This window comes from Gryllotalpicola sp. CP2-P1 (assembly GCF_057512245.1).
This window is the reverse complement of sequence record NZ_JBLRDT010000009.1, coordinates 1-17860: the sequence shown is the minus strand read 5'-3', so window position 1 is coordinate 17860 and position 17860 is coordinate 1. Positions and strand designations below refer to the sequence as shown.

Here is a 17860-nt window from a genome sequence, read left to right as displayed (position 1 = left end):
GCCGGCACTGGGCAAACGCGGCCCCGCGGATGATCTCCGCGGGGCCGCTTGTCGTGGCGCGGCGGCCGCGCGCCCGATAGCTTCAGAGCCACGATGAACCCCCAGCTGCTGATCGTCCTGGTGCTGCTCGCCGCGGCCATCGCGATGTTCGCGCTCGGGCGCCCCCGCATGGACGTGGTCGCGGTGCTGATGATCGTCGCGCTGCCGCTGACCGGCGTGCTGACCGTGCCCGAGACGCTGTCGGGCTTCGCCGACCCGAACGTCGTGCTGATCGGCGCACTGTTCGTGGTGGGCGAGGCGCTCTCGCGCACGGGCGTGACCTATCGGCTCGGCGACTGGCTGTCGCGCACGGCGGGAACGAGCAGCGCGCGCCTGATCGTGCTGCTGATGGTGTGCGTCGCGCTGCTCGGCGCCGTCATGAGCTCGACGGGAGTCGTCGCGATCTTCATTCCCGTCGTGCTGAGCATCGCCAAGCGACTCGGCGTCTCGCCCCGGCAGCTCATGATGCCGCTCAGCTTCGCGGCGCTCATCAGCGGCATGCTCACCCTGATCGCAACAGCGCCGAACCTCGTCGTCGACGCCGAGCTGCGCCGTCTCGGCCACGATGGGTTCGGGTTCTTCACGATCACGCCGTTCGGCCTCGCCGTGCTCGTGCTCGGCATCGGGTACATGCTGCTCGCGCGCCGCTTCCTCGCCGGCGACGACGACGGCGCCGTGCTCGCCACCGATCGCTCGACCTTCCCTGCGCTCATCGAGAAGTACGGACTCGCCGAGCGCGAGCGTCGGCTGAAGGTCGGGCGACGCTCGCCGCTCGTCGGGCTCCCGCTCGACGACCGCACCGTTCGCCGTGACTTCGGCCTGCGTGTCCTCGCGGTGGAGCGCGGCCGCTGGGGCCAGAAGACGCTGACGCTGGGCACGGACCCCGGCGGGTTCCGGATCCGCGCCGGCGACGTGCTGCTCGCCGACCTCGCCGGGCACGCGGGCGGCGCAGGATCTGCCGCAGGCCGGCTCGGCGTCGCCGAGCTGCCCCTGGGCGAGGGATTCTTCGTCGAGACATACCGAGAGCTGGGGCTCGCCGAGATCATCCTGCCGCCGAGCTCGGCCGCGCTCGGCCGCACGGTCGCCGAGCTGCGCATGCACGACGACCACGAGGTCGACGTCATCGGCATCCGCCACGGCAACGATCTCGTCTCGCGCGCGGTGTCTCACGAGCGACTCCGCCTGGGCGACACGCTGCTCGTCGTCGGCAGCTGGGACGCGATCCGCCGACTCGGCGCCCCGGGCGGCGACTTCATCGCCCTCGAGCTTCCCGTCGAGGCCGAAGAGCGCGTGGCCGCCGCGAGCCGAGCTCCGCTGGCCCTGCTCTCGGTGGCGCTCATGATCGCGCTCATGGTGACCGGGCTCGTGCCGAACTTCGTCGCCGCACTGATCGCGTGCCTGCTGCTCGGGCTGTTCCGTTGCATCGATCTCGGGGCCGCCTACCGTGCGATCCACTGGCCGACGCTGCTGCTGATCGTCGGCATGCTGCCGTTCGCCGTCGCGCTCGAGAAGACCGGGGGCATCGACCTCGCGGCCTCGGCGCTCGTCAGCTGGCTCGGCGGGGCCGCGCCCGCACTCATCCTGGCCGGCCTGTTCGCGGTCACCGCGCTCATCGGCATGTTCGTGAGCAACACGGCGACCGCCGTGCTCATGGCGCCGATCGCGATCAGCATCGCCGGCCAGCTCGGGGCGTCGCCGCTGCCCTTCGCGATGGTGGTCGCGCTGGCGGCATCCGCAGCGTTCGTCACACCCGTGTCGTCGCCCGTCAACACGCTCGTCCTCGACCCGGGTCGCTACCGCTTCGGCGACTTCGTGAAAGTGGGCGCGCCGTTCGCCGTGATCGTCGGGCTGGTCGCGGTGTTCCTGGTTCCGGTGATCCTGCCGATCCACCCGTGAGCCGTCAGAGCAGGTCCGGGTCGAGGTTCAGCGTCGTGCCCGAGTAGAGGTACTGCTGATCGCCGAACACCTGCAGGTTCTTGTTGAGCCAGATCAGGTCGGTGACCGAGATGCCGAAGCGCTGTGCGACGACGGAGGTGATGTCGCCGTCCGCGACGAGGTAGCTGCGCGGCGCGCCCGTCGCCGTCTTCGCCGTGACCGTTCCGGCCGCAAAGCTGCGCGTTCCGTGGTCGACCGGGTGCACGTTCGACTGCCGCACAGGAATCGACCAGTGCACCGTGTTGACGGCGAGCACCTTGTTGGGGCCGAGCTCGACGGGCACCCCGTCCGTCGACGTCGTCGACGAGTACGTCACGAGCGTGGTCAGATACGCAGGCTGACCGATCGAGCCCAGGGATGCCGTCGCCGACGTCCCCGCCCCCGTGGTCGGCCCACCGAGCCGATGGTCGCCCACACCGTGCCAGGTGAGGCCGTCGCCGACGCGCGGCGGAATGTCGATCAGCGTGACCGAGACGGGAACGGGCACGGTCGAGGTGAAGCCCGAGTAGCGCAGCGAGTAGGTGTTGTCGCCGTTCGCGACCGCCTGGTAGTGGAAGTGGATGCTGCCCTTCGGCGAGGCGACGTCGCCCTGGGCGACGACCGTGCCGGCCGGCACCGCGGTGAGCGTCGGCTGTGGCTCCGGGGTCGCGACGGGCTCTGCCGTGGCGAGGTGCGACTCGGCGGGATTCGGTGCCTCGCTCGGGGTCGCGGGGTCGGCTGCCGGGCTCGGTGAATCGGGACTCGGCGCCTCAGCGGTCGGGGAATCGCTTGTCGTGAACGAGTGGTCGGCGGCCTGCGAGCTCGAACCCTTCAGCAGCGAGCACCCGCCCAGCGCCGCAGCGAGTGCGATCGCGATGCCGGCCGCCGTGAGCCCCCGTATCTTCACACGAGAGATCCTTGCACGACGGCAACTATCTCTCTGTCACCCGAATGGGGCCCAGCCGGCCCGGAGGGGCCGGCTCGGCGCATGGCCGCCCGATACCCCGGGTATCCGCCCCGTATGACTCTTCCTCCGCAGCAGCAAGACGTTCCGGGCACCGAGGGCGCGCTCGCGCCGCAGGCCGATCACGGCGAGCAGAGCTATCGCGGCTCGGGCAGACTCACCGGCAAGCGTGCCGTGATCACCGGCGCCGACAGCGGCATCGGCAAAGCCGTCGCGATCGCGTTCGCGCGCGAGGGCGCTGACGTCGTCATCTCCTACCTCAACGAGGACGACGACGCGCATGACACCGAGAAGTGGGTGACGGATGCCGGGCGCAAGGCTGTGCTCGTCGCGGGGGACCTCGCCGACCCGGCGCACTGCCGAAAGGTGATCGACACCGCCGTCACAGAGCTCGGCGGCATCGACATCCTGGTCAGCAACGCCGCCTTCCAGATGACGCACGAGACGCTCGAAGAGATCCCCGACGAGGAGTGGGACCGCACGCTGGCGACCAACCTCAGCGCGTACTTCCACCTCGTGAAGGCGGCCGTGCCGCACATGAAGCCGGGATCGAGCATCATCGGCACGTCCTCCGTGAACTCGGACATGCCGTCGCCGACGCTGCTGCCGTACGCCATGACGAAGGCGGGCATCGCGAACATGACGGCCTCGCTCGCGCAGCTGCTCGGAGAGAAGGGCATCCGCGCCAACAGCGTGGCGCCCGGCCCGATCTGGACCCCGCTCATTCCCTCCACCATGCCTGCAGAGAAGGTCGAGCAGTTCGGCGCAGACACGCCGCTCGGCCGCCCGGGGCAGCCGGCGGAGCTCGCGCCGGTCTATGTGCTGCTCGCCTCTGACGAGGGCAGCTACATCTCGGGGGCGCGCGTCGCCGTGACCGGCGGGCGCCCGATCCTGTAGCCGCCCGCACCCCGCTGTTCACCCCGGGTTGGGGTGCGGTTCACGGGCGGGCGAGAGGTTCGGGGAATGAGCAAAATCCCCACTGCGCGCCGTCGCGCGCGCCTCTTCGCCGCGCTCGGCGCCACCGCCGCTCTCGCCTGCACCGGCGCTGTCGCAGCCCAGGCCGGCGGCTGGGTCAGCGCCCCGACGCACGACTTCAGTGCGGCATCCGATTCATTCACAACGACACACGGTCGCACGCTGAGCGGCAACATCCTGCGCAACGATCGCGGCGCCACCGCCGTCGTGCGCAGCACGGGCCCCGCGAACGGCACTGCGACGGTGAACCCCGACGGCTCGTTCAGCTACACGCCGAAGGCCGGGTTCACCGGGACCGACACGTTCACGTACACGACGACGGATGCCGTGCAGCTCTACCGCGACACGACGGCGAAGGGCGCCCCGCTGCCGCCGCTCGGCACGGTCGCCGGCCCGAACGGCACCACGACCACCCTGTCGGGGGAGGGCTACGGCTCTTCGCTCGCCCCGGTGCCCGGGCGCGACGGCTGGTTCTACGGCCTCACCGACCGCGGCCCGAACGCCGACGACCCCCTGGGCAACAAGTCCGAGCCGCTGCCCGACTTCACGCCGCAGATCGGCGAGTTCAAGCTGGTGGGCGGCAAGGCGGAGCTGCAGAAGACCATCACGCTGAAGGGGCCGAAGAGTGTCACGGGCCCGGCGGGCGTGAAGGGCCAGCCGTACAGCGGCCGGCCGCCGCAGCCGGACACCAAGGAGACCATCGACGACGTCGCGGAGAGCAGCGGGACGACCGGCGTTCCCGTCGCGCCGGACCCCGACGGCTACGACTCGGAAGGGCTCGTCGCGCTGCCCGACGGCACCTTCTGGGTCTCCGACGAGTACGGCCCCTATGTCACCCACTTCGACGCGAACGGCTACGAGATCGGCCGCCTCACGCCCTACAAGAGCAGCCCGAACAACGCGTTCCACAAGGTCGTCGGCTACCTGCCGGCCGAGCTCGCCTACCGCTCGAACAACAAGGGCATGGAGGGGCTGACCGTCACGCCAGACGGCTCGACGCTCGTCGGTGCGATGCAGGCCGCGCTGCAGCTGCCCGACCTCGGCAGCACGAAAGCCTCCAAGGTGGCGGCGACCCGCATCGTCACGATCGACCTGCGCACGTACCGGACCCACCAGTACCTCTATCTGCTCGACGACCCCGACGACACAGGCGATGCCGTCAGCGAGATCACCGCCCTGTCGAACACGAAGTTCCTCGTCGACGAGCGCGACGGCAACGTCGAGCCGTTCGCCAACAAGGATCTGTACGAGATCGACCTGAACGGCGCAACGGACGTCAGCGGGCTGACCGTCGACGGGAAGTCGCCGGAGGCGCTCGTCGGCAAGTCGGGCACGAACGCGGCCCTCGCGACGCTCACCGCGGCCGGCATCCACGTTGCGCAGAAGCAGCCGTACGTCGAGCTCGGCGAGCTGGTGAGCCAGCTCGACCCCACGGGCAGGCTGTTCGGCCACGACAAGGTCGAGGGCGTCGCGACGACGGATGCCGGAAAGACGCTGTACCTCTCGAACGACGACGATTTCGGCATCGACTACATCGGGGACAACGGCGACGACGACCCGCAGCCCGACGCCGACGGCACCTGGGGCGTCCACCAGAAGGTCCTGCCGGCCACCGGTGCCGAGGACGACGGCGAGATCCTCAAGGTCGACACGACGAAGCTGCCCGCGGTGCTCAAGACCGTGACGGTGACGGTGCACGTCCGCTGATCGGGGTCACGCCCCGACGACGGCGATCTCGACGACCGCCCACGACAGGGCGGGAAGCGTGGCGCGCAGCTCACCGCCCTCGTCGATCGCGACACCCTCGAGCCGCGTGAGCCCGACGGCGTCCTGCGTGCTCTCGGTGTTGGCGGTGAAGCGATCGCCGCCGTCGGGGATGGTGAGCACCTCGGCGCGCGTCACCTGCGTCGCGTCGAGCCCGCGCAGCGAGACCGTCACGTCGGCCGACTCGTCGAGCCCGCGGTTCGCGAGGAAGACGGCGACGCGGCCGCGTTCCTCGTCGTAGGTCGAGCTCACGTCGACGACCGGTGCGTCGCCGTACTCGCTCGACTCGAAGCGGTCGCTCGTCGCCGCCGTGCGCAGGATCTCGCCACGGGCGAGTTCCGCCATGCGGGCGAAGGGCCAGAAGATGCTCTGGCGCCACGCGGGGCCACCCTCTTCGCTGCGGATGGGCGCGATCACATTGACGAGCTGCGCCTGGTTCGCGATCGTGACGCGGTCGCCGTGGCGCAGCAGCGAGTTGAGGAAGCTGCCGACGACGACGGCATCCGTGACGTTGTACGTGTCCTCGATGAGGCGAGGGTGCTCGCGCCAGATGCCGCGCTGCTCGACGATGTGCGGCTGGTCCTCGGTGTCGAGGCCCGTCTGGTACCACACGTTCCACTCGTCGAACGAGAGGTTCACCTGCTTCGTCGACTTGCGCTTCGCCTTCACCGCGTCGACCGTCGAGATGACCTGCTCGATGAAGCGGTCCATGTCGTTCGACGAGGCGAGGAACGACGCGTAGTCGCCCTCGTGCTCCTGGTAGTAGGCGTGCAGCGACACGTAGTCGACCTCGTCGTAGGCGTGCGAGAGCACCGTGTGCTCCCACTCGCCGAAGGTCGGCATCTTGCGCCCGGACGAGCCGACGGCGACGAGCTCGATCGACGGGTCGACGAGGCGCATCGCCTTGCCGGCCTCCTGCGCGAGTCGGCCGTACTCGTCCGCGGTCTTGTGCCCGATCTGCCACGGGCCGTCGAGCTCGTTGCCGAGGTTCCACACCTTGATGCCGAAGGGCTCCGGCGCTCCGTTCTTGATGCGCAGGTCGGACCAGTAGGTGCCCCCCGGGTGGTTCGCGTACTCGACGATCGCGCGCGCCTCCTCGACGCCACGCGTGCCGAGGTTGATCGCCTCCATGATCTCGACCCCGGCCTTCTTCGCCCAGCCCGCGAACTCGTGCAGGCCGAACGCGTTGGTCTCGACCGTGTGCCATGCGCCGTCGAGCCTGCGCGGGCGCTGCTCGACCGGCCCGATGCCGTCTTCCCAGTGATAGCCCGAGACGAAGTTGCCGCCCGGGTAGCGCACGATCGAGACGCCGAGCTCGCGCGTCAGCTCGAGCACATCCTGGCGATAGCCGTTCTCGTCGGCGCTCGGGTGGCCGGGCTCGAAGATGCCGGTGTAGACGCAGCGCCCCATGTGCTCGACGAACGAGCCGAAGAGGCGGCGGGGGACGGGGCCAACGGTGAAGTCGCGGTCGACGATGATGCGCGCTGAAGTCATGTCGAGATCATTACATCGTTGTAAACGTGGTGGCAAGCCCTGCGGTCGGCGCGGCGCCGGGGCCGCCTACAGGCGGCGGGCCACGCTGTCGCGGTGGACGATCTCGTGAGCGATCACGATGTCGGAGGCCGGTGCGTCGGCGTCGGCGATCCGCCGCGCGAGAGCGCTCAGCGCGGCATCCGCGATCGCGCGCTTGTCGAAGCGCACGGTCGTCAAGGCGGGGATCGCGAACGACGCCTCGTCGATGTCGTCGAAGCCGACCACCGAGATCTCGTCGGGCACCCGGATGCCGCGCCCGGCGAGCACGTGCAGCACCCCGAGCGCCATCGAGTCGGTGAAGCAGAACACGGCGTCGGGCAGGGCGCGGCCGTCGCGCTCGCATGTGTCGAGCAGTGCTGTGAGCTCGGATGCTGCTGCCGCGGGCGTCCACGCCGTGGGAACCAGGTTGAGCTCCGGCTCTTCCGCCAGCCCGGCCGCGCTCAGCGCGGCGCTGTAGCCCCGCTGGCGCAGCAGGCTCGTCGCCGAGCGGAACCGGCCGCCGGACCCGCCGACGATCGCGATGCGCCGATGCCCGGTTGCGATGAGGTGCTCGGTCATCTGTCGCGCGGCGAGCTCGCTGTCGACGTGCACCTGGTCGATGCCGTCGGGCTCGACCTCGCCGATGACGACGATCGGCGGAAGCTCGGACTCGTCGTGGTCGGCCACGACGCTCATCGACAGCAGCGTGGGGTTCAGGACCAGGCCGTCGACCAGGTGGGTGCGCGCCCGTGAGACCAGCTCGACCTCACGGCGCGGGTCGTTCCCGCTCTGCTCGAGCTGGATCGCCCAGCCGCGCTCGTGGGCGAGCTCGACGAAGTGCCGGGCGAGCTCTGCCGAATACGCCGTGCTCAGGTCGGGAAGGGCGAGCGCGATGTTCCCGGAGCGCCCGTTGCGCAGACCGCGGGCCGACATGTTGGGCACGTAGTCGAGCTGGGCGAGGGCGGATTCCACCCGCTCGCGCGTCTCGGCACGCACCGGAACGACGCCGTTGATCACGTTCGAGACGGTCTTCGGCGACACTCCGGCCAGCTTGGCCACGTCTCTCACGGTTGCGCGCATCGTGGGCAGAGCATATCGAGACTCTGGGTCTTGCAATGGGATTCCAACGATGTAATGCTCAGGCCCAGTGCCCACGAGATCGGGGCACGACGCCACATGACGAGGAGGTCAAGATGGCGAAAGCATCGGGACTCTCGCGGCGGGGATTCCTCGCAGCGGGTCTCGCCGGGCTGGCGGTGCCGGCCCTGTCCGCGTGTGCCGGGCCCGTGTCTGCAGGGCTCGCGGGCTCGCAGCTGAACCCGAAGACGCTGGTCTACTGGAACCTGTTCGGCGGCGGCGACGGCAGCCGCATGCAGGCGATGGAGGCCGGCTACCAGAAGACACACGGCGGGTCGAGCTCACTCCAGTCCACGACGTTCGCGTGGGGGAATCCCTACTACTCGAAGGTGACCCTCTCGACCGTCGGGCACAAGCCGCCCGACGTCGCGGTCTCGCACCTCACTCGGGCGAAGCCGCTGTGGGAGGGCGGCATCCTCGACCCCATCACCGACGACGACCTCGCGTCGGTCGGCCTCAGCCCCGACGACTTCAGCCAGGCGCCATGGCAGGCGCAGAAGACGAACGGGCACAACATCGCGATCCCGCTCGACACGCATCCGCTCGTCATGTTCTACAACCTCGACGTGCTGGGCAAGGCCGGGCTGCTCGGCGACGACAAGCAGATCGTGCCGCTCGACTCCATGGAGAAGTTCGAGGCCGCGCTCGCCTCGATCAGCAAGGTGACCAAGGGCCCGGCGATCACAGTCGCGAACGTCGCGGGCGAGACGGCGACGCCATGGCGCGTGTTCACGACGCTCTACAACCAGCACGCGGATGCCACGCCCTTCCTCTCCGACAACGGGTCGAAGCTCACGGTGAACTGGGACATCTTCGAGGACGTCACCTCGCGCATCCAGAGCTGGGTCAAGAAGGGGTGGCTGAACAGCGGCCTCGACTACGGCACCGCGCAGTCGTACATGTTTACCGGCAAGGCGGGCATGTACCTCGAGGGCGAGTGGGAGATCACGACGGCCCAGCTCGTCAAGGGGCTCAAGTTCGACATGGCGCCGATTCCGACGCTGTACGACAAGCCCGCGGCTCAGGCCGACTCGCACACCTTCATCCTTCCGAAGAAGGACCGCTCGCCCGAGCAGCGCAAGCAGGCGATGGGCTTCATCAAGTCGATGCTCGACCAGAGCATGACGTGGGCGCAGGGCGGCCACGTTCCCGCGTACCTGCCGGTCGCCGACAGTGCCGCGTACAAGAAGCTCGAGCCGCAGGCGCACTACGCCTCGGCCGCCGAGCACGCCGTCTACGACGACCCCGCCTGGTACGGCGGCTCCGGCTCGACGTTCGAAGGCATCGTCGGCGCCGAGCTGGGCCTCGTGCAGCAGCGCGCGGCCACGCCCGCCCAGGCTCGGCAGTCCATCGAGAGCCAGTTGAAGATCTACCTCAACACCCCCAGCCCCCTCTGACGCTTCGCATCACCCACGGAGGTACAACGACGTGACCACCGCACAAGCACCGGCCGCCGCGCTCATCAAACCGCGCTCGGCCCGGACCGCATCCGCACAGCCCCGTTCCATCTCGCCGCTTCGCCGCGGCGACGGACGCAGCGGGTGGCTGTTCCTGGCGCCCTTCGGCGTCTTCTACCTGGTGTTCCTGATCGGCCCGACGATCTACATGATCGTCGCGAGCTTCTTCAACACCTCGATGGTCCACACCGATCTGGGCTCGTTCGCCGGCTTCGCGAACTACGCCGAGATGCTGACGCGCCCCGACTTCTGGAGCGCGATGTGGCACACCCTGCAGTTCACGATCTACACCACGCCGCCGCTCGTCATCTTCGCGTTCGTCTTCGCGGTGCTGACGAACCGCGTGCGGCACGGGCAGTGGTTCTTCCGGCTCGCGTTCTTCCTGCCGTTCATCCTGCCGAGCGCGACGATCTCGCTCATCTGGGTGTTCGTGTTCACACCGGCCACGGGGCTGTGGGCCTACATGCAGCAGCTGCTCGGCATGACCCCCGGCAACGGCATCCTCGCGAACCCGAACACCGCCATGATCGGCATCGCGATCGCCACCGTCTGGTGGACGCTCGGCTTCAACTTCGTGCTCTATCTCGCCGGTCTGCAGGACATCCCGCGCGAGCTGTACGAGGCGGCCGCCGTCGACGGCGCGTCCAACTGGTCGCAGATCCGCTTCATCACGCTGCCGCTGCTCAGCCGCACGACGACCCTCGTGATCCTGCTGCAGATCATCGCGAGCCTGAAGATCTTCGACCAGGTGTACCTGATGACGAGCGGTGGCCCCGGAATCTCGACGCAGGTGGCGCTCGGGCTCGTCACGGGCACCGCCTTCACCGACAACCGCGTGGGTGCGGCATCCGCCGCCTCTGTGCTGCTCTTCATCGTCATCGTCGCTGTCGCCGTCATCCGGCAGCTGTTCGACCGCTCGGCAGCCCGAAGGGAGGCGTGAGATGACCACGACCGCAGTCCGCCCCGGCAAGCGCCGGTCCTATGTCTCCGGTGCCGCCCCCGCCGCGAACGGCGCGCGCATCGGTACGAGCGGGAAGACCTTCCAGGTCGTCTCGATCATCGTGCTGGTCGTGTTCGCGATCATCTGGCTGATCCCGAGCCTGTTCGCGCTCAAGACCTCGCTCACCGACAACGGGGTCGCGGCGCTCGGCGCGCAGGCGATCCTCACGCACTGGAACCCCACGCTGCACTCGTTCGCGTCGTTCTTCCAAGCCGGCGACATCTGGAACTGGTACCTCGCGAGCGGCATCACGTCCGTCATCACGGCGTTCCTCACCGTGCTCTTCGCGTCGATGGCGGCCTTCGCCCTGTCGCGGCTGCGCTTCCGGGGCCGCAACGTGACGTTCCTGCTCGTGATCCTCGGCATCATGATCCCCACACAGGTGCTGATCGTGCCGATCTTCCAGATGCTCAACTGGATGTCGCTGCTGAACACCTACTGGTCGGTGATCTTCCCGCAGGTGCCGGCCGTGATCGCGGTGTTCATCTTCAAGCAGTTCTTCGACGGCATCCCGGCCGAGATGGAGGAAGCGGCGCGCATCGACGGCGCCAACCGCTGGCAGGTGTACTGGTCGCTGATCGTGCCGCTGTCGCGGCCCGTCATCGCGGCGGTGTCGATCCTGACCTTCGTCGGGGTGTGGAACAACCTGCTGCTGCCGCTGTTCGTGCTGTCGAACCCGAACCTGATGACCATTCCGGTCGGGCTCGCGACGGTGCAGTCGAGCTTCGGGCAGCGCTACGCCGACATCCAGGCCGGCGCGATCCTCGCCGCACTGCCGCTGATCATCCTGTACCTGATCTTCCAGCGGCAGATCGTCGAGGGCGTCACGGGCAGCGGGCTGAAGGGGTAGGCATCCGGGTCACTCGCGCCACTCGTCGCTCGTGAGGTGCGAGCCAGCCTGCGGTCCCATCTGCAGCATGCCGCCGTCGACGGCCCATGAGGCGCCGGTGACGTAGCTCGCCTTGGGCGACGCGAGGAACGCGACGACGTCGGCGACCTCGCGGGGGTGACCGGGGCGGCCGAGGGGGATGCCAGGGCGGTGGGTGCGATACGCATCCTCCGCCTCGGCGTCGTTCATGGGCGTCGTGATCTCGCCGGGGGCGACGGCGTTCGCGGTGATGCCGTACTGCCCGAGTTCGAGCGCCAGGGTCTTGATGAGGCCGCCGAGGCCGTGCTTCGCAGCGTCGTAGGCGGCCGAGCCGACGCGCGGCTCGTGCTCGTGCACGCTCGTGATCGCGATGATGCGGCCGCTGCGCCGCGCCACCATGTGCTTCGCCGCGCGCTGGATGCAGACGAACGCCCCGCCGAGGTCGGCGGTGAGGGTCTTCTGCCAGGTGTCCCAGTCGGTGTCGAAGAAGCGCGGCCCGCCGTTGATGCCGGCATTGTTGACGAAGACATCGAGACGGCCGCCGAGCTCCTCGACGAGCCGGTCGACCACGTCGCCGCACGCGGGCACGTCGGTGGTGTCCAGCCGGGCCACGACGGCGCTCTGGCCGCGCTCGCGCACGAGGCGCGCGGTCTCGTTCGCCCCGTCCTCATCGCTGTGCCAGGTGATGCCGACGTCGAAGCCGTCCTCGGCGAGGGCGACGGCGCTTTCGCGCCCGATACCCGAGTCTGAGCCGGTGACGATGGCGGTGCGGGTTCCTGAGTCAGTCATACCCGCAAGGATTCCCGGCCGGCGCCGCCGCCATTCAGATCTCGATCAGCACCTTCCCGACCGCACCGCCGTCGACGGCGTCGTGCGCGGCGGCGGTCTCGGCGAGGGGGAAGCGGTGCAGGGGCAGACCGTGTTCCTCGCCCACCTGCAGCGCGCCGGCAGCGACCGCGGCACTCACGTCGGCGACCGCCGCCTCGAGCAGCTCGGCGCCGAGCGTGTAGAGCAGCAGGCCCTGATAGCGCAGGCCGAGCGAGAACGTGGGCCGGATGTCGAGCACCAGCCGGTCGCCGCCATTGTTGGCGTAGAACGCGATCGTCGCGCCCGTGCGCGCCACCTTCTGGTCGAGCTCGTTGTTCACAGCCGGCGCGACCTCGACGATCAGGTCGACGCCGTCGGGTGCGGCGGCGAGGATGCCGGCCGCGGCATCCTCGTGCTTGTAATTGACGACGTGATGCGCCCCGGCCGCGCGTGCGAGCTGCGCCTTCTCGTCGCTGCTCACGGTGGCGATGACGGATGCCCCGGCCCAGCGCGCCAGCTGGATGGCGGCGTTTCCGACAGCACCCGCGCCGCCCTGCACGAGGACGTGCAGCCCGGCGAGCGACCCGGGGGAGAGGCGCGCGACGGGGCCAGAGGTCAGCGCACGATGTGCCGTGATCGCCGGGACGCCGAGCGCGGCGCCGAGCTCGAAGCTCGCCGTCTGCGGCAGCAGCACCGCGCGCTCTGCCGGGATCGTGAGGTACTCGGCTGAGGTGCCGTAGGGGCGGCCGTGCTGCGCGAGGTAGAGCCATACGCGGTCGCCGACGGCGAGGCCCTCAACGCCGACGCCCACCGCGTCGACCGTGCCCGCGCCGTCCTGGCCGGGCGTGATCTCGGCGAAGTCGCCGCGGCTTGCGGAGCCGACGCGGCTCTTCACATCGGTGGGGTTCACGCCCGACAGCGCCACCTTCACCCGGATCTCGCCGACACCCGGCTCGGGAACCGGTCGATCGACGAGCCTCAGAACGCTGGACGGGCCCTTCTCGGAATACACGATCGCGCGCATGCCTCGACTCTATGTCGGGGTGGGGCTTGGGCTGAGGCGCTATACCCCGGCCAGCGTGGCACGTAGCTTGGCCTCATGGACTTCGCCCCACGAACGGACCCGGCCCTGATCGAAGATCTGCGGGTGCGCCTGCGCGCGACGCGGTGGGACGCGTCGCGCACATCCGGTTGGGGCGCCGCCCCGTGGGAGCTCGGCGCCGATGTCGCGTATCTGCGTGAGCTCATGGAGTACTGGGCCGACGGCTTCGACTGGCCGGCACGCGAAGAGGAGCTGAACCGGCTGCCGCGTTCCTTCGTGGAGGTCGGCGGCACCGGCATCCACGTCATCCACTCCGTGGTCGATCGCGCCGACGGCGCCGAGCCTGCGCCCGCGCTGCTGCTCGCGCACGGCTGGCCGGACTCGTTCTGGCGCTACCTCAAGGTGATCCCGCTGCTCGCGGGGGAGTTCGACCTCGTCATTCCCGACATGCCGGGCTACGGCTACTCGGACACCCCGGCCGGCCGCGTGCTCGACTCGCGAGACGTCGCGGCGCTGTGGGCCGAGCTCATGACCCGGCTCGGCTACGAGCGGTTCTTCGTCGCCGGCGGCGACATCGGCTCGGGTGTCGTGCGGTTCTTGGCGCTGGACTTCCCCGAGCGCGTGCGCGCGATGCACAGCATGGGTGCGCTTCCGGTGCCGGGCATGGATGCCTCACAGCTCACCCCTGAGGAACAGGAGTTCTTCCGCCGCAGTCAGCAGTGGGGTTTCGCCGAAGGCGCCTACGCGGCGATGCACCGCACCAAGCCCGACACCGCGGCGGCGGGGTTGCTCGACTCGCCCACGGGTCTCGCCGCGTGGATCGTCGAGAAGCTGCGCAGCTGGAGCGCGCGCGGCCTCGAGGCCTTCACCCGGGACGAGATCCTCACCAACCTCTCGATCTACTGGTTCACCCGGACCATCGGCTCGTCGATGCGCATGTATCACGCGAACGCGCTCATCTCGCCCGAGCAGCTCGCTCGCCGTGTCGAGGTGCCCTCGGGCTTCTCGCTCTTTCCGGGAGATCTCGTCCGGCCGCCGCGCGCGTGGCTCGAGCGCACGACGAACCTGCAGTACTTCTCGCAGCTGGAGGAAGGCGGCCACTTCGCTCCCTTCGAGGTGCCAGAGCTCTATGCAGAGGAACTCCGTGCCTTCTTCCGCCCCTTCCTCGGGGAGGAATCGGCGTAGGGGCTCGCACACTGGCGTCGCCCTCGCCCTCGCCCTCGTCATCGGCAACGCGCATCACCCGTCTTCGTCGACGCCGACCCGCCTGTCGAACGGCGCCGGCTCGCCGGTGTCGGGCAGGCTCCACGGGTCGACGCGTCTCGCTGGCACCGTGAGCTCGGGGTAGGTGCGATAGCTGCGCCCTGACGGCGCGCGCCACTCGAGAACCCCGTCGAGGTACTGCCGGAGCGACCACCCGGCTTCGTGTTTGAGGTGGTGGTGGTTTCCGCACAGGTGCGCGAGCTCGCGCAATGCTGTAGGGCCGCCGCGGGCGTAGCCGGTGGTGTGATCGATCTCGGTGCGCGCGGCCGGCATGCCGCATGCGGGCGCCCGGCAGTGCTGGTCTCTGAGTTTCAGCACGCGTTTCAACTCGGCGGGTACGCGATAGGTGGTTCGGTCGAAGTCGAGGATCGCGCTCGTGATGGGGTCGGTGAGAATGCGCCGCAGGCTGGGCGCGAGGGCGACGAGCTCGCGGGCGCGCGCAGGGTCGATGGCGCCCAGGCCGGGGATGATGCCGGGTTCGTCGTCTTTGCCGGCCAGTGTGGATGCCGGAACGAGGACATCGACGGTGATGGCCGCGCGGTTCTTGACGGGGATGGCGGGGGTCTCGACGCCGTCTCTGCGGCAATTGCCGATGATGATCTGGCCGTCGAGGAGCAGTTCGATGGCGAAGTCGGCTTCGAGCTGGGCGGCCGTGCGCGCGTCGCCGGCCTCGCGAGCCTCGTGCGCGGCGTTCTCGAGCCCGGCCTTGATGCGGGCGGCATCGCTGAGCTCGATGTAGGCGTCGAGATGGGCCATGCCGTCGCGCGCGGGGGTGAGATCGATGCGGCGGCCGGCGAAGGCGCGTTCGTGCCTCTTCTTCAGTGACTCGGTCTCGAGCGTCTCGAGCACCTGCTTGGACTTCTTCCGGAAGGCCGCCACGCCGAGTCGGGCAGCCCACGGCAGCAGCACCTTCTCGGCCTCGCGCCGCTCGACGCCGAGGTGCGCGGTTTCGATGACGATCTCGTGTGCGTGAGCGCGGGAGATGTCGCCGGCCTCGAGAGCGGCGAGCGTGTCACGCAGCTCGTTGACCAGCGTCCACGCTTCCGCAAGGCGCTGCTCGGCGGTCTGGATCGAGACGCGCAGCGATGCGGCCAGCTCGGTCGCCAGGGAACGCACCTTGAGATCGTGCCGCCGGGTGACCTCGGCCAGGTCGCCGGCATCGATCGCGTCTTCGCCGGCGGACCCTTCCGCATCGAGGAGCAGCTCGCCCAGCATCCGTATCTCGGCCGCCTCGATCTTGGCGATCTGGTGGCGCCCCTCGCAGACGCGCTCGAGCTGCTCGGCCTGCCAGGAGGCGCCGAGCTCGGTCACTGGCAGCGCCGCGCCGAAGCCGAACGGGTCTTCGAATGTCATGTCGACAGTCAAGCAGGGGGCACCGACATTCATCGGGGGATACCCGAAACCTGGGGATAACCCTGCTGCATCGTCGCGAATTAGATTGTGCACAACTGAATCGCGTGCAAGTATCGAGTCATGGCCCGCACGACCGCCGCCGAGGCACTCGACCCGATGCTCTGCTTCGCCGTGTATTCGGTCGAGCGCCAGTTCGGGCAGATCTACCGCGAGCTGCTCGCCCCGTGGAAGCTCAGCTACACGCAGTACCTCGCGCTCATCGCGCTCTGGAACGACGAGACGCTCACGGTCGGCCGGCTGGGCGAGCTGCTCGGCCTCGACTCGGGCACCCTGTCGCCGCTTCTCAAGCGCCTCGAGTCGCGCGGTCTCGTCACCCGCAGCCGTGCCGCCGCAGACGAGCGCGTGGTCGAGATCACGTTGACGGATGCCGGCCGCGGCCTCAGCAGCGAGCTCGACGACATCCCCGCCTGCTTCGGCGAGCGCACCGGGCTCAGCCACGACGAATACCTGCAACTGCTTACGCTGGCGAAGACGCTGAGCGAGCGGATGCGCGACCCTTCGGCGCCGCCGAAGCCGAACCACCCACAAGGAAAGGGCAAGTAATGGACATCCTCTACACCGCTGAGGCGCTCTCGACCGGCGAGGGCCGCAACGGCCACGTCACGACGACCGACGGTCGCGTCGACCTCGACATGGCCATTCCGCAGGCGATGGGCGGCTCGGGCAACGGCGCCAACCCGGAAGAGCTCTTCGCGGCGGGCTATGCCGCGTGCTTCCACTCGGCGCTGCTCGGCGTCGCCCGCTCGCAGAAGGTGAAGCTCGAGGACGAGACCGTCGGCGCCCGGGTGCACATCGGCCCGAACGGCGAGGGCGGTTTCCAGCTCGCCGTCGAGCTCGAGGTCACGATTCCGACTCTGCCGCACGACGAGGCGCAGGCGCTCGCGGATGCCGCGCACACGGTCTGCCCGTACAGCAACGCCACCCGCGGCAACATCGACGTGACCATCACGGTCACCGACGACTGAGTCTCAGACTGCGGTTCTCTCATGAGTGGTAGATGAGCTCGAACCGTTCGCAGACCACCGGCATGTCGGGTGCGAAGCCGCGCGCAGAATGCTCGCGCCAGAAGTTCTCGTGAACGCGCCGCCAGTGGGCCAGGCTGCGGTCACCCTCACCCTCGGCGAACGCGTGGCTTTCGTCGACCTCGTTGAAGGGCACCACCGCAACGGCGACGGTCTGAACGACGGCCCGTGGCTCTGCGGCACCGTCGAGAATCACACTGAGCTCGCCCACGGCCGGTAGCGGCTCGTCCTCCGCAGCGTAGTCCCAGGCCGATGACGCCGTGCCGGTCTTCAAACCGCCGAGGACAAGCGCGAGGAGCTCGTCAGCCTGCTCGGCGGTCGCGCCGAACGACCAGGCGCCGGGTAGCGGTTCCGGCAGCGCCGGCACTTCCGCACGCGCACGGGCCCAGAACTCAGCGAGCTTCGAAACGGTCACGGCGGTTCACGCGAAGCTCTGCGTGCCGACCACTCCGAGCAGCGCGATCTTCTCGGCGGCCTCGGTGCGCGGGGGAGCGGTGAGCACCAGCAGGGCCTGCGACTGGTCTTCCGTGAACAGCACCTGGCAGTCCAGCTCGATCGGCCCGAGCTCGGGGTGCACGAGCACCTTGTGGTCTTCGAAACGGCGCGCGACCTCGTGCCTCTCCCAGAGAGACGCGAACTCGGGGCTCGCGGTCGAGAGCGCGCGCACGAGCTCGCCCGCCCGA

17 protein-coding genes are annotated in these 17860 nt (G+C 69.3%); 9 read left to right on the top strand and 8 right to left on the bottom strand.

Annotated elements, in window-relative coordinates:
* The first annotated feature begins 93 nt into the window (after window positions 1-93).
* Window positions 94-1935 (top strand): SLC13 family permease, encoded by a 1842-nt coding sequence (locus tag ACM2XV_RS01590; protein WP_487025767.1) that lies wholly within the window; start codon window positions 94-96, stop codon window positions 1933-1935.
* 4 nt (window positions 1936-1939) lie between these two features.
* On the opposite strand, the gene ACM2XV_RS01585 is transcribed toward ACM2XV_RS01590, so the two are convergent.
* Complete coding sequence (locus tag ACM2XV_RS01585; protein WP_487025766.1) at window positions 1940-2860, bottom strand: LysM domain-containing protein; 921 nt, start codon at window positions 2858-2860, stop codon at window positions 1940-1942.
* A gap of 114 nt (window positions 2861-2974) precedes the next feature.
* Between ACM2XV_RS01585 and ACM2XV_RS01580 the strand changes: the two genes are divergently transcribed.
* Both ACM2XV_RS01580 and ACM2XV_RS01575 read left to right on the top strand, forming a co-directional pair.
* A complete protein-coding gene (locus ACM2XV_RS01580; RefSeq protein ID WP_344773424.1) occupies window positions 2975-3814 on the top strand; it encodes an SDR family oxidoreductase in 840 nt (279 codons plus the stop codon).
* 66 nt (window positions 3815-3880) lie between these two features.
* Window positions 3881-5599, top strand: coding sequence for an esterase-like activity of phytase family protein (locus ACM2XV_RS01575; protein ID WP_487025765.1), 1719 nt, complete (start codon window positions 3881-3883; stop codon window positions 5597-5599).
* Window positions 5600-5605: 6 nt separating this feature from the next.
* Here ACM2XV_RS01575 and arfA read toward each other — a convergent pair whose 3' ends face one another.
* On the bottom strand, window positions 5606-7150 hold the full coding sequence (gene arfA, locus ACM2XV_RS01570; protein ID WP_487025764.1) for an arabinosylfuranosidase ArfA: 1545 nt from the start codon (window positions 7148-7150) through the stop codon (window positions 5606-5608).
* A gap of 66 nt (window positions 7151-7216) precedes the next feature.
* On the bottom strand, window positions 7217-8227 hold the full coding sequence (locus tag ACM2XV_RS01565; RefSeq protein ID WP_487025763.1) for a LacI family DNA-binding transcriptional regulator: 1011 nt from the start codon (window positions 8225-8227) through the stop codon (window positions 7217-7219).
* 134 nt (window positions 8228-8361) lie between these two features.
* Here ACM2XV_RS01565 and ACM2XV_RS01560 point away from each other — a divergent pair, with 134 nt between their 5' ends.
* Genes ACM2XV_RS01560 through ACM2XV_RS01550 form a run of 3 tightly spaced genes read left to right on the top strand, consistent with a single transcriptional unit; the run spans window position 8362 to window position 11612 of the window.
* Window positions 8362-9702: an extracellular solute-binding protein gene (locus ACM2XV_RS01560; protein WP_487025762.1), complete on the top strand. Its 1341-nt coding sequence runs from the start codon at window positions 8362-8364 to the stop codon at window positions 9700-9702.
* Between the two features lie 31 nt (window positions 9703-9733).
* The gene (locus tag ACM2XV_RS01555; RefSeq protein ID WP_344773434.1) at window positions 9734-10702 is read left to right on the top strand and encodes a carbohydrate ABC transporter permease; all 969 of its coding nucleotides are present in this window, start codon (window positions 9734-9736) and stop codon (window positions 10700-10702) included.
* 1 nt (window position 10703) lies between these two features.
* The gene (locus tag ACM2XV_RS01550; protein ID WP_344773436.1) at window positions 10704-11612 is read left to right on the top strand and encodes a carbohydrate ABC transporter permease; all 909 of its coding nucleotides are present in this window, start codon (window positions 10704-10706) and stop codon (window positions 11610-11612) included.
* Window positions 11613-11621: 9 nt separating this feature from the next.
* Here ACM2XV_RS01550 and ACM2XV_RS01545 read toward each other — a convergent pair whose 3' ends face one another.
* Window positions 11622-12419, bottom strand: coding sequence for an SDR family oxidoreductase (locus tag ACM2XV_RS01545; RefSeq protein WP_487025761.1), 798 nt, complete (start codon window positions 12417-12419; stop codon window positions 11622-11624).
* Between the two features lie 34 nt (window positions 12420-12453).
* A complete protein-coding gene (locus tag ACM2XV_RS01540) occupies window positions 12454-13461 on the bottom strand; it encodes an NADPH:quinone reductase (RefSeq protein ID WP_487025760.1) in 1008 nt (335 codons plus the stop codon).
* Between the two features lie 75 nt (window positions 13462-13536).
* Between ACM2XV_RS01540 and ACM2XV_RS01535 the strand changes: the two genes are divergently transcribed.
* On the top strand, window positions 13537-14664 hold the full coding sequence (locus tag ACM2XV_RS01535; protein WP_487025759.1) for an epoxide hydrolase family protein: 1128 nt from the start codon (window positions 13537-13539) through the stop codon (window positions 14662-14664).
* 54 nt (window positions 14665-14718) lie between these two features.
* Here the strand turns inward: ACM2XV_RS01535 and ACM2XV_RS01530 are convergent, their stop codons facing one another.
* Window positions 14719-16095 carry an HNH endonuclease signature motif containing protein gene (locus tag ACM2XV_RS01530; RefSeq protein WP_487025758.1) on the bottom strand — a complete coding sequence of 459 codons (1377 nt, stop codon included), beginning with the start codon at window positions 16093-16095 and terminating at the stop codon, window positions 14719-14721.
* Between the two features lie 120 nt (window positions 16096-16215).
* On the opposite strand from ACM2XV_RS01530, the gene ACM2XV_RS01525 reads away from it, so the two are divergent.
* Together ACM2XV_RS01525 and ACM2XV_RS01520 are read left to right on the top strand one after the other, a co-directional pair.
* On the top strand, window positions 16216-16698 hold the full coding sequence (locus tag ACM2XV_RS01525) for a MarR family winged helix-turn-helix transcriptional regulator (RefSeq protein ID WP_487025757.1): 483 nt from the start codon (window positions 16216-16218) through the stop codon (window positions 16696-16698).
* A complete protein-coding gene (locus ACM2XV_RS01520; protein ID WP_344774679.1) occupies window positions 16698-17120 on the top strand; it encodes an organic hydroperoxide resistance protein in 423 nt (140 codons plus the stop codon). The genes ACM2XV_RS01525 and ACM2XV_RS01520 overlap by 1 nt, the downstream gene beginning before the upstream one ends.
* 19 nt (window positions 17121-17139) lie before the next feature.
* Here the strand turns inward: ACM2XV_RS01520 and ACM2XV_RS01515 are convergent, their stop codons facing one another.
* Window positions 17140-17544: an ASCH domain-containing protein gene (locus ACM2XV_RS01515; RefSeq protein WP_487025756.1), complete on the bottom strand. Its 405-nt coding sequence runs from the start codon at window positions 17542-17544 to the stop codon at window positions 17140-17142.
* A 54-nt stretch (window positions 17545-17598) separates the two neighbouring features.
* Window positions 17599-17860, bottom strand: a 262-nt coding sequence (locus ACM2XV_RS01510; RefSeq protein WP_487025755.1) for an MmyB family transcriptional regulator, incomplete at its 5' end; no start/stop codon positions are given.

Excerpts from the sequence above, each read along its gene's own strand:
- ACM2XV_RS01550 (WP_344773436.1), top strand. The coding sequence starts at position 10,704 with ATGACCACGACCGCAGTCCGCCCCGGCAAGCGCCGGTCCTATGTCTCC.
- ACM2XV_RS01540 (WP_487025760.1), bottom strand. The coding sequence starts at position 13,461 with ATGCGCGCGATCGTGTATTCCGAGAAGGGCCCGTCCAGCGTTCTGAGG.
- ACM2XV_RS01590 (WP_487025767.1), top strand. The coding sequence starts at position 94 with ATGAACCCCCAGCTGCTGATCGTCCTGGTGCTGCTCGCCGCGGCCATC.
- ACM2XV_RS01530 (WP_487025758.1), bottom strand. The coding sequence starts at position 16,095 with ATGACATTCGAAGACCCGTTCGGCTTCGGCGCGGCGCTGCCAGTGACC.
- ACM2XV_RS01575 (WP_487025765.1), top strand. The coding sequence starts at position 3,881 with ATGAGCAAAATCCCCACTGCGCGCCGTCGCGCGCGCCTCTTCGCCGCG.
- ACM2XV_RS01525 (WP_487025757.1), top strand. The coding sequence starts at position 16,216 with ATGGCCCGCACGACCGCCGCCGAGGCACTCGACCCGATGCTCTGCTTC.
- ACM2XV_RS01535 (WP_487025759.1), top strand. The coding sequence starts at position 13,537 with ATGGACTTCGCCCCACGAACGGACCCGGCCCTGATCGAAGATCTGCGG.
- ACM2XV_RS01560 (WP_487025762.1), top strand. The coding sequence starts at position 8,362 with ATGGCGAAAGCATCGGGACTCTCGCGGCGGGGATTCCTCGCAGCGGGT.
- ACM2XV_RS01520 (WP_344774679.1), top strand. The coding sequence starts at position 16,698 with ATGGACATCCTCTACACCGCTGAGGCGCTCTCGACCGGCGAGGGCCGC.
- ACM2XV_RS01545 (WP_487025761.1), bottom strand. The coding sequence starts at position 12,419 with ATGACTGACTCAGGAACCCGCACCGCCATCGTCACCGGCTCAGACTCG.
- arfA (WP_487025764.1), bottom strand. The coding sequence starts at position 7,150 with ATGACTTCAGCGCGCATCATCGTCGACCGCGACTTCACCGTTGGCCCC.
- ACM2XV_RS01580 (WP_344773424.1), top strand. The coding sequence starts at position 2,975 with ATGACTCTTCCTCCGCAGCAGCAAGACGTTCCGGGCACCGAGGGCGCG.